Here is an 18687-nt window from a genome sequence, read left to right on the forward strand (position 1 = left end):
TGGCGTATCGTTAATGAGAAATGCAAGGTTAATCTATAACCCAACCTCCGGCCGGGAGGAAATGAAGCGTCGGCTTGCTGATATATTGAATCGTCTGGACAGTGCTGGCATCGAAACCTCCTGTCATGCAACAACCGGAGAGGGGGATGCGACCCGTGAAGCGGCGGATGCCGTCGAACGCGGCTACGATCTTGTGATCGCGGCCGGCGGAGACGGTACGCTCAATGAGGTCATTAACGGGATGGCTGGCAGGGATAACCTTCCGCCGCTCGGTATTTTCCCGCTGGGCACAACGAACGATTTTGCGCGGGCACTCGGCATCTCGAAGAACTGGGAGGAGTACTGCGATCTAGTGATTCGGGGCGAGACGCGCCCGATTGACGTGGGCAAAGCGAATGATCGTTACTTCATCAATATTGCAGGCGGCGGTACGCTGACCGAACTCACCTATGAGGTGCCAAGCAAGCTGAAGACGATGATCGGGCAGCTGGCGTATTATTTGAAGGGGATCGAGAAAATGGTCAGCCTCACGCCGCAGGAGCTCATCATCAACGCCAGCGGTCATCCGGCGATCCATGACGAATTCATGGTGTTCCTCATTGCGAACAGCAACTCGGTCGGCGGCTTCGACAAAATCGCGCCGGGCGCGAGCATCGACGACGGCTTGTTCGACGTCATTGCCCTGCGCAAGTGTAATCTGGCGGAGTTCGTGCGCGTGGCTACGCTAGCCCTGCGCGGCGAGCACATCAACGACAAGCGAGTCGTGCATTTCCGCACCGACTATATGGAGGTCGTCTCTCCGGGACCGGTTCAGCTGAACCTGGACGGCGAGTTCGGCGGCGTCCTGCCGGGCACGTTCCGCGTCCTGCCGCAGCATTTAAGGATTTTTGGCTGAGATGGGGCAGGTAGGGGCGATGGACCATTGAAAGAGATGGAACAGGTCGAGGATCGCCGCTTTGGCTCCGGGTTGTTGTAAGTAAATGAATGGATTTGCAGGCTGAATGGATTGAATAACATACGAGGCTCCCGTATAATGATGGACGTGAGCTTGTGCGCTAAGCTCCCTTGGGGGAGCTTTTTGTTGTTTAAGCGAATGAAGGTTAACGGAAGATCATCCGCTTCGATTATGGATAGGTCTCCGATAGGGAATATAGAGTAGTAGTAAGGGATAAGTTGAACGGAAAGAAGTGAACAGCACATCATGAAGAAGAACCGCAAGGGAAGCGACACGCGCCGCAGCGGCAAACCGGCGGCTTCGGCGGCCCTCCTGGACCTGCCGGTGGCGAAGAACGACGAGGTCGTGATCGATATTATAGGAATGAACCATGACGGGGAAGGGGTCGGCCGTGCCGATGGCTACACCCTGTTCGTTCAGGGCGCCCTGCCGGGCGAGAAGGCCCGGGTGAAGGTGCTCAAGACCAAGAAGCAGTATGGCTACGCCAAGCTGCTGGAGCTGGTCGAGCAGAGCCCGAACCGCATCGCGGCCCCGTGCCCGATCTACGACCAATGCGGCGGCTGCCAGCTGCAGCATATGAGTTATGCCGGGCAGCTGGAGTGGAAGCGCCAGCTGGTGGTGGACAATCTGGAGCGGATCGGGAAGCTGCGGGTGGTGCGTGAGGCGGAAGGTGCTGGGGAGACGCGTGTGGACGACGAGCGGAGTGGCACAGATGGTGGAGGGGACATTGAGATTTCTGAAACCAATGGGGCCAATCCTGCCGTGTCCGGCGTTGAATCAGATCAAGAGGGGATCCTCGTGCGGCCGACACTCGGTATGAGCGAGCCTTGGCGCTACCGCAACAAGTCCCAGGTGCCGATCGGCGTAACGGAAGGCGGCCTGGTCGGCGGTTTCTACACCCGGGGCAGCCACCGGATCGTGGACATGGAGACGTGCCTCATTCAGCATGAGCAGAACGACGAGGTCGTCAGCCGCGTCAAAGCCATCGGGCGGAAGCTAGGCATCACCGCCTACAATGAAGAGACAGGTCAGGGCCTGCTTCGCCATGTCGTGGTGAAGATCGGTTTTGCTACCCGGGAGATGATGATTGTGCTCGTCACGAACGGCGAGCGGATACCTCGCGTGAACGAGTGGATCTCTGCGATCCGTGAAGAGCTCCCGGCTGTAGTGAGCATCTGCCAGAACGTGAACACACGCAAAACGAACGTGATTTTCGGAGATGTAACCCGTGTCCTGTGGGGACGTGAGGTCATCCATGACTATATAGGCGATGTGAAGTTCGCCATTTCCGCGCGTTCCTTCTATCAGGTGAACCCTGCCCAGACCGAAGTACTGTACGGTAAGACGGTGGAGTATGCCGGATTAACCGGAGCGGAGACCGTGATTGATGCCTATTGCGGCATCGGAACGATATCCCTGTTCTTAGCCCAACATGCCAAGAAGGTGTATGGGGTCGAGATCGTGAAGGAAGCTATCGAGGATGCGCGTGCCAATGCGGAGCTCAATGGTATGAAGCATGTGGAGTTTGAAGTCGGCGCGTCCGAGGATGTGATTCCACGCTGGAAAGAACAAGGCATCGAGGCGGATGTGATCGTGGTCGATCCGCCGCGTAAGGGCTGTGATCTGCGACTCTTGGAGACCATTCTTGAGATGAAGCCGGAGCGCGTGGTGTATGTGAGTTGTAATCCATCCACGCTGGCAAGGGATTTACGTGTGTTGGAGGATGGCGGGTATCGCACGGTGGAGGTAACGCCGGTGGATATGTTTCCGCATACGGTTCATGTGGAGAGTGTGGCGGTGTTGGTGAGGGATGGTACAGAGGGCTGAGAATGAAGTGGTAGAGCGGTTGGGAAGTTGGACATATGAGATGGAAGTTTGAAATAGAGGCTTGAAAGATGTAGAGTTGACTGAATGTTGACGAAATAAATAGATTAATATGGAGATCCCTGATTCTTGAATCGGAGTGTTTTCAATTATTAGGACAGGGGTTCGACTCCCCTCACCTCCACCATGAGAACCCAGTCCGTAAGAGGACTGGGCTTTTCTATGTCTAATTTTTGTAGTCCAAATGTAGCCCAAGCTAAATCTACATACTTATATACTGCCTTGTCTGTAGTCCATTTGGCTACAGTCCATTCACTTACGTATTTCAATTGTACGTGCTACCATAGATTTGAGGTAGGGAGATCCCCTACGGTTAGAATGGAGAGGGTAGGATGGCAGGTAGCATTTCAAAGATCGGGACTAAGTTTAGGATTACCTTTGATTACGGAAGAGACAGCACCGGGAAAAGGATTCGGCAGTATGCTACGGCCTCAACAGAAGCTGAAGCAAAAAAAATTGCTAAGTGAGTTTGAATACAATCAACAACGTAATATTTTGGTCCAATCAACGAAAATGACGTTTTTCGAATTTTTAGAGCATTGGATGGAGAACTATGTTAAATATAACTGTGAAGACACAACGACATATGGTTATAACAATATAATCTACAAGCACATCGTACCGTTCTTAGGAAACTTCGAACTCCAGAAGCTACAGCCCGTGTTTATTCAGCATACTCCGAAGACGGTGATTACTGGCTATGCTTGAAGAATTATTATTTTGAGTAAAGTCTCTATGCTAAGAAGGAGATGTTGAAGTGAACTGTCAGAATGATGGGGTTATTTGCTTTGAGTGTACTGAATTAATTAAACCCTTGTGGTACAACATGATAAAAATTGAAGAGTTAAATCAAGCTCCAATTCATGTTGTGGGCTACAATCTGCCTACGGAGTACAGTTGCAAATGTTGTAATAGAAGCTTACAAAGCGGAGGTTTGTACTTCAATGATATTGTTGAGTATGATACTTTTATTCGGGGAGCCTTAGAAGCCATTGCATCCAGAATTTCAGAGGAAATTTACTCTTGTAATAATTGTACTGGAGGTACAATTCAAAGGCATGTTTACATGGTAAATAAAGATGAGCTACAAGATTTAATTGACGAAGAGAAGTATGGTACCTACATTGCTGCACTCCTAGAAGACAATTATCTCCCTGAGCATATGCATGAAGCTGTTTCCCAATTTCTTATTTGTCAAGAGTGTAGATATGGGACACCTGAATATCGCTTTGGAAATCCTGGAAATAACAAGTTTAATAAGTGGGATAAAATATATTATAAAGATGAAGTAAACGAGTTCTGGGGAAGTAACATCATTCAATTTGCAAGTAAATATGATATCTCTGTTAATGAACATGAACTTGATGAGTTTAAGGAATTCCTGATAAAGCAGCCCATGCTGGGTCTTCTGAACGAAACTGGAAAGAAGCTCTATGATGCTGTTAAGCAAAGTTTGATCTCAAAAGAGTTTATAGTTTTAGGGAAAAATGAAACTCTTTTTAGAGGAAGAGTACGACATCAGGATGAAACTATGTACTCAGTAGATGGATTATGGAGTCCTCCACAAGGTAGAGCAAGCCACGGAAGATATAATCCAATTGGTAAATCAGTTCTGTATTGTAGTGACCAGAAAGAAGTATTAGCATATGAGCTTCATCCAACCAATGGTCAGATAATTGACATTGTTAAATTTGAAACAAATTACGAATTGAAATTATTTGATATGGATAATGCTTTTGAAAGCTTTGAGGGGTTTATAGCCACGCAAAATGTAGAAAGCAACTTATTGAAACAAGCATACTTAATTACTAATTTTATTGGATCATGTTGTGAGGAAGTTGGTTACGATGGTGTTAAATATAGCGGTGTTGGAAATGATAAATTGAATTATTCTAACTATGCACTTTTTGAGAATGAAGAGCTTAGAACAGTTCTAGGTGTTGTAGATGATATTGAGCAATATAAGGTTAGAGTGGTTTACGAAAATAGTCAATATCGGCAAAAGAGTAACAGGAAATGATGAATTTGATAAGTTGAATTAAAAAGGATTTGATTGAACCATTCAATGATTGAAGTAAAGTCTCGTTAGCGTTTGACATCAGTTACCTAAGAAACATTTTAGCTGTGGCAATTAATGATTGAGTGCATCATCATCATGCTTTCATACAAGAGTTGGAATCATTTAATAAGAGGTGATATAAATGGATATTCGAAAGAATGCATTTGCCTTTTTAACGTTCGAAGATTTGTTTGGACGTAAATCTGATTATAATGAACTGGAACAAAAAATAGAGCGACAAGACAATATTGCGTATATGCTTCCGTTGTTATCACAATTAGCCTCTTTAAGGCCTAATTCAAATGACTATGCTTTAATAGTAAGTGACTTTATGAAGTACCTTGATTTTCTGATGAAAAGAGAATTGGATTCAGCTAAAGAACTATATCCTGAATTTGATGTTGCAGCTGGCATGAAGGAGATTCAAAGACGATTTAAAAATGTGATGAGGGAAAGGGTGTTTTCTTCACCACAAGTTAGCATGTTTTTAATGAAACATTTAATGGTCTTGGGTTCCTTTGATTCAGACAAAGAAATTGTAGATAGTCGCTTAGATTATATAGAAACAATTACAATGTTGCTGATGACAGCAGACCATACATCTCCACCAAGTATTAATGGAATCTTAGTTGAAGTATTTCGTTCATATATGTTTTACTCAATGAGTGAATTAGGAACTCATCTAAGTCGAACTCTGTATATTTACTGTGATTTAGCAAGGAAAGAAGAACTCTTTGGTAATGAGTTTGTTAATATTAATAAAAAGTTTGAAGAACAATTCGGTTGTTCTGTGGAGGATTATATCTTTATCCTTTTTGCCATGTATGTTTTGTTTCAAAAGAAACTCTTAGATAAGAGTCAGCTAACCTACAACTGGTTTCAAGATGTTGACTTTACCTTTAAACAAACCAAGCTTACAGAAGTTGCAAATGACATCGTAAAATCCATTTCATTTACATTTGAAGAAGCTAATGAGGAATTGAAGGAAACTTATAAGAACCCTTGGGAGTTTAAGTTTTTCATGGAGAAGCCACTGTTTAAGTTTAAAGATGAAGCTGTGTTTCCGGTTAACATGAAATTCCTTGAAGATAATTTTTATGAAGGACTCTTTTGGAAAATGAGAAGTTGTTATCCCGAAGATGATAGTTCATTTCAAGCCTTTTTTGGAAGACCATTTTGAGATGTATGGACAAAATTTAATTCATGAATCATGTAAGAAAAGCAATGTTCCATACGAGTTCATTCCTGAATTTGAATACACCAAGCCAGGTACAAGTTATAAGATTCTTTCTCCTGATATTATCGTTAGACTTGGAAGCAAATTGCTTGTAGTAGAATGTAAAGCTCAACGGATTAATTACACAGGCTCAATCATAAATGGAGACATGAATAGTATTGAAGCGGACAGAGTGAAAATGACTGTTAAACCCATGAAACAACTATACACAAGAATGACGGAACTATTAAATGGTGCTTCGGAGGAAGTTAAGTTTGATGGCATCAATGAGTTATTTCTGATTGTTGTAAATCAAGGCGTATTTCCAGTTCTCAAACCATTGCACGATAAGACACTTGAAGACTGGAAACAGCTTGAAGGTATCAATATAGAAACAAACCTCTATGTTATGGATGTTGAAGAATTAGAAATGCTCGCGTCAATAATTGAGAAGCAGAAGCCAATTTTCGGGATTCTCAAACATAAAAATCATTTTAAATATGCTCCGATTAAGAATTTCCTTTCTAAACAACATAGAACATTAAAACGTCCTCAAATTCTTTCTGAGGCATTAGATAAATTGAGTGAATTGAGTGAAGAAAGGTTTATTTGATGGTGAGCTGCTTAGTGTGAAGAGACTACTTTTTTAATTGAAGTGGTCTTTTTTATTTCCGCTTGACAGCCATTATTAACTATTAATATTATTTAGTTTTTGATTGGGGCGTTTGAAGCACTAGACTATAGAAATATAGTGACAGCTGTTTTTTTTATTTTGGTATTTGAATACCAAAATTAAATATTGATTGACTCGGAATATTCGCGGTGCTATATTTTATCTAATAATAGTGAGCTTTTTTGCAAGGGGGTTATAAAGATGCGTAACGACAAGCGGATAAACCATATTTGGAATCGTTATAATGCACTGAGGGGATATACTGCTCAGTCAGAGTTGCCTGGCGCATTGTTCCTTTTGAAAAAGACAAAAGAGGAGTTTGTATCAAATTCCAAAAAACCTACTGAGCACAAAGCTTATGAAGCGATGCTTTCAATAGCAGATAGTTACGGAATGAAAAATCCATATCCCGATTCAAGGACGTTTTTTGGTGCTTTTATGGCGATGGATGATGAAGATATTGATTGGGAAATGGCTCTTGCGTCTGTAGATCCTAAAGAGATGTTTTATATACCAAAAGTGTTGATTACCGAATTTGAAAAACACTTTAATCCAAACACTAACATGGTATTGATACCTGAAGCTGAAAAATTTGTACCTTACCTTACTGAATTAGTAAACCGACATTCTGATTGCGAATTCTTCATAACTACCATGAGTAGCGTGAGTAAAGTTCTTCTTGATGAAATGTTTAAGGAGCATGCGAATGTAATTGTCGAACAGACTAGTATTTATGATTACGAGTTTTCAGCAAGGAAGTTTGATTTAATTCTGGCGGTACCTGTATTTGGAGTAAGAGAACGCGGCGAAGTTAATGGAGATTTCATTTGTAGGGAATATGAAATGATAGCTGTAGAGAACTTGCTCTTACACTTGAATAGTTCGGGTGTATTAGTAATTGTACTTCCAGCTAGAATAACTTTTGCTGCTGGCTCGGTTAAGGACTTAAGAGATTTTATACAAGGCATGTATAAATTAGAAGAAATAGCTGAGCTACCAACTGGGATATTTGCATCTACCGCTATTAAGACCTATATGTTTACGATCACAACTGGCCGAACAGAAGATGTAATGATTAAAAGGTATGATGCTGATACAAGCAACATCAAAAAAAATGGAATCAATGAGCTGGTTCTCCTTGATGATACGTTTGTTATGCTGGAAGAGCTGAGTGAAATGGGTTATTGGAATGTCGATCATATCTTTGCAATGGTGGATGAAGATTGGCAACGGTATCAGAACTCAAACATAAAAAAAGAAGAGTTAGGTAATATTGCCGAAGTTTTTCGAGGAAAGGCGATCAACAAAAAAGATACTAATGGTAGCATTGGAGTAGTAAATATATCGAATCTAAATGATTTTGACATTGATTATGAGGGCCTTGATCACATCGATGAGGAAGAACGTAAAGTGGCGAATTACTTACTTAAAAATGGTGATTTATTATTGCCAGCACGGGGAACAGTGATCAGAATAGCAGTTTTCCAAGAACAGAGGTATCCTTGCATCGCGTCATCAAACATTATTGTAATAAGACCGAATGAAAAACTGCTTTTAGGGACGTACTTAAAAGTTTTCTTGGATAGTCCGATGGGGAACAAAGTCTTAGCAGGAAAGCAGCAGGGAACAGTCGTCATCAATATTAGCTATAAAGACTTGAAGTCGCTAGAAGTACCGTTGCTTAGGGTTGAAGAACAAAAAGTGATTGCAGAAGAATATGAACAGGGGCGTTCCAGATATGTAGAAAGCATTCGTCTTGCTGAGAATAGATGGAATGAAGTAATGGAGCGACTTCAAAATACTATTTTGAATGTGAAACAATAAAATATTTGACTTAGATAACTGTGATGTAATGGAAGAGTTATATAAATAGTCGGTAAAAAGGAATCGTATGCTGAGACTGACTTCGCGGCGAAAAGTATCAGCCCGGCACCAGGGGAGGAAATTACATGATCGGAGCTATAATTGGCGATATTGTCGGTTCCAGATTTGAATGGGATAATCATCGTTCGAAAGATTTTGATTTTTTAACATACAAGTGTTTTTTCACTAACGACTCGGTGATGTCATTAGCTATATGTGATGCACTTATGAGCTGTAAACGTGATTATAGAGACTTGGGTGACCAAGTTGTTAAATCCATGCAAGTTATTGGAAGACCATATCCAAATTGCAGGTATGGAGGGAGATTCTATAAATGGATGTATAGTGATACTCCTGAACCATACAACAGTTTTGGTAACGGTGCTGCAATGAGAGTAAGCGCCTGTGGTTATGTAGCTAATTCCATCGAAGAAGCTAAATTGCTTTCGCACAAGGTGACAGCTGTAACACATAACCATCCAGAGGGGATAAAAGGCGCTGAAGCTACTGCGGTTGCAGTCTATCTGGCTCGTAGCGGGAGAAATATCTTAGAAATTCGCGATTATATTGATAAGCACTACTACCCCATGAATTTCTCGCTAGATGGAATCCGGGAAACGTATCAATTTAACGAGACTTGCCAAGAAACAGTTCCGCAAGCACTTGTTGCATTCTTCGAGTCTTCCAATTTTGAAGACGCAATCCGTAACGCTGTCTCTATTGGTGGAGATAGTGATACGTTGGCTGCAATTACTGGAGGTGCGGCAGAAGCCTATTACGGAGTGCCGACAAATATCAGGAAACATGCACTGACATTTCTTGATGAGCGGCTTCTGAGGATACTGCTTGAGTTCGAAAACTTATATCCCGCAAAGATGGAAAAGATACAATCTTCAGGGAGCGTCAGCATTAAAGAAGAGGCTGTCGGAGCCAAAATAAAAACTGGAGGTAGAGAAGAAATGATCCAATCAGCAATGGATGCTGCTGATGAAGCACTAAAAAACAGTACATCAGAGTCTGAAGAAACAACAAGTCAAAAACTCTTTTCACACCTTTTTGAAGCCTGCAATATTCTGCGTGGTCCAATTAATCAGGATGAATATAAAAGCTATGTAACGCCAATTCTCTTTTTTAAACGATTATCAGATGTATATGATGAAGAAACTCAAGCCGCATTAGAAGAATCCGGGGGCGATGAAGAATTTGCTAGTTTTCCAGAAAACCATCGTTTCATTATTCCTGATGGGTGCCATTGGCAGGACGTTCGCGAAGTTAGTGAGAACGTCGGAGTAGCAATCGTCAAGGCAATGAATGGAATAGAACGTGCCAACCCAGATACGCTTAATGGCGTATTTAGCAGCTTTGACGATGCAAACTGGACAGATAAAACAAAGCTTTCGGATGAACGATTGAAAGACCTTGTTGAGCATATGTCAAAAATTAAAGTCGGAAATAATAACTATTCTGCTGATGTTATGGGCGACAGTTATGAATTCTTAATTAAAAAATTCGCGGACTTATCAAAGAAGAGTGCGGGCGAATTTTATACCCCACGCTCAATTGTAAAGCTTCTGGTTATGCTCTTGGCACCACAAGTTGGTGAATCTGTATATGATCCTGCATCTGGAACTGGAGGTATGCTCATTGAAGCTATCCATTATATGAAGGGTGATAAGCTCACTTATGGTCGTATCTATGGTCAAGAGAAGAACCTTGCAACTTCTGCAATTGCAAGAATGAACCTGTTCCTTCATGGGGCGCATGATTTCAAAGTTTCTCAAGGCGATACGCTACGATCTCCAAATTACCTGGAAGGCGGCAAGCTGAAGACCTTCGATTGTGTCATTGCGAATCCTCCATTTTCTTTAAAAAACTGGGGTGCTGAACAGTTTAGTACTGACATATATGGTCGCAATTTATGGGGATGCCCTACGAACTCTAATGGAGATTTTGCTTGGTTGCAGCACATGGTTAAATCCATGGATCCCAATAACGGGCGATGTGCAGTTGTACTTCCTCAAGGTGTATTGTTCCGTGGTGGTAAAGAAAGCGAGATCCGGAAACAACTTGTTGAATCCGATAAGTTGGAAAGCATTATTACATTAGTAGGTGGTGTTTTTTATTCAACAGGTGTTTCGGCTTGTATCCTACTTCTGAATAATAACAAACCGAATAAGCATAAAGGTCGAATATGCATGATTGATGCTTCAAGCATTTATACTCCTCAGCGTTCACAGAACATAATGACTGATAGCGACATCCAGAAGGTGTTTGATTACTACACTGACTACGAGGATGTAATCGAACACGTGAAGATAGTCAATATAGATGATATTCGCGGTAAGGACTATACGCTGGCAACCAACAATTATATTGAAAAGAAAGAAAAAGAGACTGTGTCGCCCGCTGAGGTTCGTAAAGAGTATTACGAAGCTTTTGACGAGATGGTTAAAGCCGAAGATAAAATGATGAAACTACTTCTGGAAGGAAGATATGTTAATGAGTAAGCGTATCACAATTGAAGAATTGCAGTCCTACCTTTGGAATTCTGCTGTTCTATTACGTACAAATATCGATGCTGGAGCTTATAAGCAGTACATATTTCCATTACTTTTCTTTAAGCGTATCAGCGATGTTTATGATGAGGAATGCGAACAAATTCTTGAAGAATACGGTGGAGATGAAGAAGCTTTAGAGTGGGAGGAGAATCACCGTTTCGTCGTGCCGAAAGGCGCTCACTGGCGTGATGTTCGAGCAGTATCAGAGAATGTTGGAGTTGCAGTTGTAAATGCTTTCCGAAAAATCGAAAATGCAAACTCTGACAAACTGCAAGGCGTCTTTGGCGATGGGGCCTGGACAAATAAAAATCGACTCCCTGATCGGTTACTGAAAGAGTTAATTGAACATTTCAGCACTAAAACGCTCTCTACTAGGAACTGCCCGGAAGATGAGCTCGGTCAGGGATATGAGTATCTGATAAAAAAATTTGCTGATGATAGTGGCCACACCGCGCAGGAATTCTATACGAACCGCACAGTGGTACACTTGATGACAGAAATGCTAAAACCCGAATCCGGCGAATCCATATATGATCCTACGTGCGGCAGTGCTGGAATGTTGATTTCAGCGATTGCCTACTTGAAGGAGCAGAAAAAGGAATGGCGCAATGTTGCGGTCTTTGGACAAGAGATTAATGCACTTACATCCGCCATTGGCAAGATGAATCTGTTTCTTCATGGTGTGAAAGATTTTGATATCGTCAATGGTGATGTATTAAAAACACCGGCTTTTATTGAAAAAGGTCAGCTGAGACAATTTGATTTGATCCTTGCTAATCCACCTTACTCTATCAGTCAGTGGGATCGCGAAGCATTCGCTAGCGATAAATACGGTCGGAATTTCCTTGGTATACCACCACAAGGACGTGCTGATTATGCTTTTTTGCAGCATATAATCAAGAGTCTTAACGAGGAGACTGGCCGCTGTGCAATTCTGTTCCCGCACGGCGTGCTATTTAGAAATGAAGAGAGTACAATGCGTGAAAACCTCATTCGCAAGGATAGGCTTGAATGCGTTATAGGGTTAGGACCAAATCTGTTCTATAACTCTCCGATGGAGGCTTGTATTGTTATTTGCCGTATGAATAAGCGGCCAGAACGTCGTGGGCAAGTTCTTTTCATCAACGCAGTCAAGGAAGTTGAACGCAAAAATGCGCAGAGTTTTTTGGAGGAAAAGCACATCCAAAAAATTGCTAAAGCTTACGACGATTATAAAACGGATAGCGATTTTGCTCGTGTTGTAACAATTCGGGATTTGGAAGAAAATAACTTCTCTTTGAGCATCCCGCTTTATGTTAAACATCCTGGTCAGGATATCGAAGTAGATGAGCGATCTTTGCAAGAATGCTATGAAGGTTGGAGAACCGCTTCTGAAATAATGAAATTACGCTATATGAAATTGAATGAAACACTTGGGAAGGAGGTTGGAAAATGATGAGTAGAGTACGCTTGGGTGATGTTGCCAAAGAACGTAGAGAAACTTGTAAGGTCAGAAAAGATGGATATCCGATTGTAGGCCTTGAACATCTGATACCAGAAGAAATTACATTGACAGCATGGGATGAAGGTAAAGAGAATACTTTTACAAAATTGTTTCGCAAAGGGGATATTCTCTTCGGGCGTCGTAGAGCTTATCTCAGGAAGGCTGCAGTTGCTCCGTTTGATGGTATTTGTTCGGGAGATATCACTGTTATCGAGACAATGCCTGAAAAGATACTTCCCGAATTACTTCCATTCGTAATTCAAAACGATGCATTGTTTAATTTCGCCGTAGGTAAGTCGGCGGGGTCCCTTTCGCCTCGTGTTAAATGGGAGAACCTAAAGAATTATGAATTTGAACTACCAAATATAGATAAACAGCGTGAATTGTCGAAGCTGCTATGGGCTATAGACACAACTAAAAAGACTTACTGTAAACTGCTGCAGAAGACAGATGAGTTGGTGAAATCTCAATTTATCGAGATGTTTGGGGATCCAACGAAGAATGAAAAAGGCTTTCCCTTACTTACTATAGACGATGTAATAAAATTTGAGGGAGGAAACCAACCAGAGAGAAAATACTTTGAAACTACGCCTTCAGAAGAAAATATTAGGCTTATCCAAATCAGGGACTATAAAACGGATGAGTACATTACTTATATACCAAAATCAATGGCTAAGAAATTTTGTACAGCTGATGACATTATGATTGGTCGCTACGGACCGCCAATATTTCAAATACTGAGAGGACTTGAAGGGGCTTACAATGTGGCATTGCTAAAGGCAGTTCCTAAAATAGGAAATTGCGACTTTGTTCGGGAATTTCTCAAACAAAAGCCTCTTTTTGACTACTTGGAGAGCTTGTCACAACGAACTGCAGGTCAAACAGGTATAGATATGGAAGCCTTGAAAAAGTACCCCTTTCCGTATCCCCCAATCGATCTACAAAACCGCTTCGCCGAATTCGTTCGTCAGAGCGATAAATCTAAATTTGAACTGGAACAAGCACTTAAAGAGCTGAATTCTACTTACAAGAGAATTATTTCCGAGAATCTCGGCTGACTGTAAAGCTATTTGATTTCCTCCTGATCTTGTTAATACAACATTAAGGAGGGAATTTTATGGTCGATAAGTTAATTGTAGGAATTAAGCAGGATCTGATCTAAACACTGAACTCCGCTCAACTTGAAGTGTTGGAAAAGGTGTTGAACAAGTCCTTAGCAACAGTTGTGGTAGATGAACACGCTGCAACTGAAAATGTACAAGCCGGGTTTCTGTCTTTGTTCATTGCTACAAACGAGTAGAAGGTTGCTCGGAGAAATACTCAAGATCAATGAAATATTATCAGCCATAGCGAAGCAGCAGTTCGACACATCAATATATGAAATGACTGAATGACCATAGAATATAGCAAGAATTACTGAACCAATATCGTCGACCATACCGTAGGTGACTCTTACTGGGAATACAATTATTTTCCGTGTAATCAATATCGATATTGTTATTAAGTTTGGGGGGCCCACTTGATGTTTAATGAGGACAATACGATTGAGCAAATGACGCTGACAACGCTCAAGAGCAACGGCTGGAAGTATATGACTGCCGAAGAATTGCAACGCGAATACTCCGATGTAATGGTTGAACCTATTGTGAAACAGGCACTAATTCGTCTTAATCCTGAAATTGCTGAAGAACCATCTCGCGCAGATGAAGTTATCTATAAACTGCGTACGTTAATATTGACGGTTCAGCCGCACAACCTAGTAACACAGAATGAACTCTTTAAGAAATTAATCTTTGAAGAGAATTCCTACCCGTTCGGAAAAGATGGACGCATGATTCCCATTCGATTCTTCGGAACGATGACCAAAGAAGATTTAGAGCTTAACGAATATGTTGTTACAAACCAATGGGTATATCCACAAAAAGAGAATGGTAAAAGGCTTGATATTGTTCTTTTGATTAATGGATTTCCTATGGTGATTGGTGAGTTGAAAACGCCGGTTCGTAATTCTATAACATGGTTGGATGCTGCTGGAGACATAGCTGCATATGAAAAGAGCATACCAGGCATGTTTGTAACTAACATATTCAATTTTGCCACAGAAGGAAAATGTTATAGATATGGTTCAGTTTGCATGCCAATTGGAATGTGGGGTCCCTGGCATACTCCGGATCATAAAAGTGAAGGGAGTCTTGCTGATGTAAAAAACAGTGTTGAAGATATGATTACACCTGAAAAGGTCATGGACATTTTTCAGTTCTTTACAGTATTTGCAACAGATAAAAAATATCGCAAATATAAAGTCATATGCCGTTATCAACAATTTGAGGGTGCGAATCTTATTGTGGAGCGTGTAAAGAGGGGATACCCAAAACAAGGTCTTATCTGGCATTTCCAGGGTTCTGGGAAATCATTACTGATGGTTTTTGCAGCACAGAAACTTAGAATGATACCTGAATTAAACAATCCAACAGTAGTTATAGTTGACGACCGAATTGATCTAGAGACACAGATAACTGCAACATTTAACGCATCTGATATTGCTAATCTCGTCAGTCTTGGCTCAAAGGATGATTTAGAATCCTTCTTTTTAGGGGATCAGAGAAAGATAGCAATTACAACAATCTTTAGATTTGGTGATATTGTAAAGGAATTAAACCCTAGAGACAATATCATTCTTATGGTTGATGAAGCTCATAGAACTCAGGAAGGTGATCTAGGTAGTAAGATGCGTCTTGCTCTTCCGAATGCATTTTTCTTTGGCCTTACAGGTACGCCAATTAATCGTATTGATAAAAATACTTTCAATACCTTTGGTGCAGTTGAGGATAAGAGTGGGTATATGAGCAAGTATTCATTTTCGGATTCAATTCGTGACAATGCCACACTACCCTTGAATTTCGAACCGGTACCAGTTGACTTGCATGTTGATAGAGAAAAGCTTGATGCTGAATTTGAAGCATTAACAGCGAGTTTATCAAAAGAAGATAAAGCAGAGTTATCACGAAGGGTCAACATGAAAGCAATTATGTATGACCGCAAGCGTATTAGAAAGGTATGTGAACATATATCAAAGCATTACCAAGGTAAAATTGAACCCAACGGATACAAAGGTCAAGTTGTTTGTTATGACAGACAGTGCTGTCTTATGTATAAAGAAGAACTTGATAAATTGCTAGGTCCGAATGCAACTACAATTGTTATGGACACCAACAATGACAAGGAAGACAAATATAAGGCATATAGACGTGATAGGGATGCAGAAGGAAAGATTTTAGATAGATTTAGAGAACCTAATGATCCACTGAAGCTTGTTATAGTAACATCAAAGCTTCTTACTGGATTTGATGCACCTATATTGCAGGCTATGTACCTTGATAAGCCAATGAAAGATCATAACTTGCTGCAGGCCATTTGTCGTACTAACAGAACCTATGATGAAGGTAAGACACACGGTTTGATTGTTGACTACATAGGTATTTTTGATAATGTAGCGACAGCTTTGGACTTTGATGAATCGAGTATGAAAAAGGTCATTTCGAATATTGAAGAGGTCAAAAAGCAGATCCCTGCACTAATGCGTAAGTGCTTGAGTTATTTCATGGGAGTAGACCGTACAATAGATGGTTGGGAAGGTTTGATTGCTGCACAAGAATGTTTGCCAACTAATAAAATCAAAGACGAATTTGGAGCCGATTATAAAGTGCTCAATAGAGCGTGGGATGCGCTATCACCAGATCCGTTTCTGAATACAATGAAATACGATTTTCAATGGTTAACAAGAGTATTCGAATCGGTGAAACCCACTGATGGAAGAGGCGGGTTGATTTGGGCTTCTCTTGGGGCGAAAACATTGGAATTGGTTCATGAGAACCTACATGTTGGAGAAGTACATGACGATATGGAAATTCTTACAATGGATGCAGATTTAATCGATGAATTTATTGAAAAACAGAAGGACTTAAGAAAGACAACGATTAAAGTTGAAATCGATTTGGTCGCGAAAATTCGAAAACACAGTAATGATGTTAAATTCGTTAAGTTGGGAGAAAAACTTGAAAATCTCCGTGAGAAATACGAACAAGGGCTAATAACCAGTATTGAGTTCCTAAAACTGCTATTAGAACTTGCGCGAGAAGCTGCAGAAGCTGAAAAAGAAGTAGTGCCTGAGGAAGAAGTGGACAAAGGCAAGGCCGCATTGACAGAGCTTTTTGATGGGTTGAGGAATTCGAAGACGCCAATTATCGTCGAGCGAATTGTTAGTGATATAGATGATATCGTTAAGATTATACGTTTTGATGGTTGGCAGGGTACAACTGCAGGAAAACAGGAAGTGAAAAAAGCTCTTCGGAGTGTTGTCTGGGTCAAATACAAAATTAAAGATAAAGAAGTCTTTGATAAAGCCTATCGGTACATTGAACAGTATTACTAATTCGGAGAAGTAAAGATAGAGAAAACGTGAACTTCCCTTATTTTGGTGAAACAGATCATTCAGTGATCAGTGGTGTTGTTGTTATTGAAGACTTGGTTGGAAGTCTCGAGGGTGTGTAAAATTTTCTGTGTAAACTCTCCAATCAATCTACTAGACTAATAGGAAAGGTTGGATTGGAAGGCTGAGCACAGTGGCCCCGAAGTTCTGCAAGGATCAAGTAAAAGCCTTCATCAAAGACAACGATCAAAAGACAATGGCGGATGTTCAGTCTGCTCTTAAGAGCTGTTTGCCGACACGTTGCAAGAGATGTTGGAGGCGGAGCTTGACCATGAACTTGGCTATGGGAAGCATGACGTAGCGAATAAGTTGACCACCAACAGCCGTAACGGAAAGAGCAAGAAGACGATTACCAGCGAGTACGGAGAGCAAGAGATTCGTGTTCCGCGCGATCCGATGATCGTGAAGAAGCATCAATCGAACGCAACCGGCATTGAGGACCAGATTATTGCGATGTACGCCAAGGGCGTAAGCACCCGAGACATTCAAGATCATCTGTCCAATGGGATTGAAGTGTCTCCAACGATGATCTCGAATGTAACGAACAAACTCATTCCCTTGATCAAGGAATGGCAGAATCGACCATTACAAGACGTGTATGCCGTCGTCTTTATGGACGCGATCCACTTCAAGGTAAAGCAGGATGGAGCGATCGTGAACAAGGCAGCTTACATGGTCATTGGAATCGATCTCGATGGAAACAAGGACGTCCTTGGGATGCGGATTGGCGAGAATGAGTTCTCAAAATTTTGGCTTAGTGTGCTCAAATAACCTCAGAAACCGAGGCGTGGGCGTTATTCTCATTACCTGCGTTGATAACCTCTCGGGTTTCTCTCAGGCCATTTCACATGTTTTCAGAAGACGGAGATCCAGAAGTGCGTAATTCATCAGATCCGTAATTCTACTCGCTACGTTCCGTACAAAAAGTGACGGCTGACCTCAAGCCAATCTACAAGGCTATTACAGAGGATATGGCCTTCGTTGAGCTGGATTGGTTTGAGGAAACCTGGAGAAGTAAATACCCGCTTCATCGTGCGTTCTTGACGCATGAACTGGGATGAGATTGCTACTTTCTTTAAGTACCCTCCAGAGATCCAGCTGATTTACAAGACCAATATGATCGAGAGCTACCACCGCCAGCTCCGAAAGGTGACGAAGGTAAAGGGTATAGGCGATGAAACAACTGATTGCTCGCGCACCTCGATCGCCACGACTGGATCTTTCATCGTCAATCTTTCGCATCCAATTATATCTGACGCCGGTTAATTTGATTCGCCGCACACCAGGCCGTTACTTTCTCGACGCTTTGTCGAAAGGCTGCAATTCGAGATTCCCAGAGCTGCCTTCGATCTGATTGCGTAGACATAAAAAAATCCTCCTCGCATCATTCTGAGGAAGATTATCTCATAGCTGTATCAGCAGCCATAGGTGGGGAGAGTTTAACGCTTACTTTGAAACCACATTACGATTGTAGTGTGGTTTGAACACACTCATTCTAATACGTCTG

The 18687-nt window shown here is 41.7% G+C and carries 11 protein-coding genes and 1 pseudogene; all 12 read left to right on the plus strand.

Going from position 1 to position 18687, the window contains the following annotated elements; genetic code table 11:
• Positions 1 to 13 precede the first annotated feature (13 nt).
• The 12 genes and pseudogenes from MHH48_RS05220 to MHH48_RS05275 all read left to right on the plus strand — a co-directional run bounded on the left by MHH48_RS05220 (position 14) and on the right by MHH48_RS05275 (position 18446).
• On the plus strand, positions 14 to 895 hold the full coding sequence (locus tag MHH48_RS05220) for a diacylglycerol kinase (protein ID WP_076325555.1): 882 nt from the start codon (positions 14 to 16) through the stop codon (positions 893 to 895).
• A gap of 306 nt (positions 896 to 1201) precedes the next feature.
• Positions 1202 to 2782: a 23S rRNA (uracil(1939)-C(5))-methyltransferase RlmD gene (rlmD, locus tag MHH48_RS05225; RefSeq protein ID WP_076325554.1), complete on the plus strand. Its 1581-nt coding sequence runs from the start codon at positions 1202 to 1204 to the stop codon at positions 2780 to 2782.
• A 600-nt stretch (positions 2783 to 3382) separates the two neighbouring features.
• Positions 3383 to 3547: an N-terminal phage integrase SAM-like domain-containing protein gene (locus MHH48_RS05230; protein ID WP_256720792.1), complete on the plus strand. Its 165-nt coding sequence runs from the start codon at positions 3383 to 3385 to the stop codon at positions 3545 to 3547.
• Between the two features lie 49 nt (positions 3548 to 3596).
• Positions 3597 to 4859, plus strand: a complete 1263-nt coding sequence (locus tag MHH48_RS05235) for an RES domain-containing protein (RefSeq protein ID WP_076325552.1) — start codon at positions 3597 to 3599, stop codon at positions 4857 to 4859.
• A 181-nt stretch (positions 4860 to 5040) separates the two neighbouring features.
• Positions 5041 to 6078 (plus strand): hypothetical protein, encoded by a 1038-nt coding sequence (locus MHH48_RS05240; RefSeq protein WP_076325551.1) that lies wholly within the window; start codon positions 5041 to 5043, stop codon positions 6076 to 6078.
• A gap of 1 nt (position 6079) precedes the next feature.
• Entirely contained in the window at positions 6080 to 6727 is a 648-nt protein-coding gene (locus tag MHH48_RS05245; RefSeq protein ID WP_076325550.1) for a hypothetical protein, read from the plus strand.
• Positions 6728 to 6988: 261 nt separating this feature from the next.
• Positions 6989 to 8611, plus strand: coding sequence for a restriction endonuclease subunit S (locus MHH48_RS05250; RefSeq protein WP_076325549.1), 1623 nt, complete (start codon positions 6989 to 6991; stop codon positions 8609 to 8611).
• 125 nt (positions 8612 to 8736) lie between these two features.
• Positions 8737 to 11157, plus strand: a complete 2421-nt coding sequence (locus tag MHH48_RS05255) for an N-6 DNA methylase (RefSeq protein ID WP_076325548.1) — start codon at positions 8737 to 8739, stop codon at positions 11155 to 11157.
• Positions 11150 to 12643 (plus strand): class I SAM-dependent DNA methyltransferase, encoded by a 1494-nt coding sequence (locus MHH48_RS05260; RefSeq protein WP_076325547.1) that lies wholly within the window; start codon positions 11150 to 11152, stop codon positions 12641 to 12643. The genes MHH48_RS05255 and MHH48_RS05260 overlap by 8 nt, the downstream gene beginning before the upstream one ends.
• On the plus strand, positions 12640 to 13749 hold the full coding sequence (locus MHH48_RS05265) for a restriction endonuclease subunit S (RefSeq protein ID WP_083659810.1): 1110 nt from the start codon (positions 12640 to 12642) through the stop codon (positions 13747 to 13749). The genes MHH48_RS05260 and MHH48_RS05265 overlap by 4 nt, the downstream gene beginning before the upstream one ends.
• A 464-nt stretch (positions 13750 to 14213) precedes the next feature.
• Complete coding sequence (locus MHH48_RS05270; RefSeq protein WP_076325546.1) at positions 14214 to 17123, plus strand: HsdR family type I site-specific deoxyribonuclease; 2910 nt, start codon at positions 14214 to 14216, stop codon at positions 17121 to 17123.
• 253 nt (positions 17124 to 17376) lie between these two features.
• Positions 17377 to 18446 (plus strand): annotated as a pseudogene (locus MHH48_RS05275) (IS256 family transposase).
• The last annotated feature ends 241 nt before the right edge of the window (positions 18447 to 18687 follow it).

The organism is Paenibacillus sp. FSL F4-0100 (assembly GCF_037993005.1).
Classification (GTDB): domain Bacteria; phylum Bacillota; class Bacilli; order Paenibacillales; family Paenibacillaceae; genus Paenibacillus_AQ.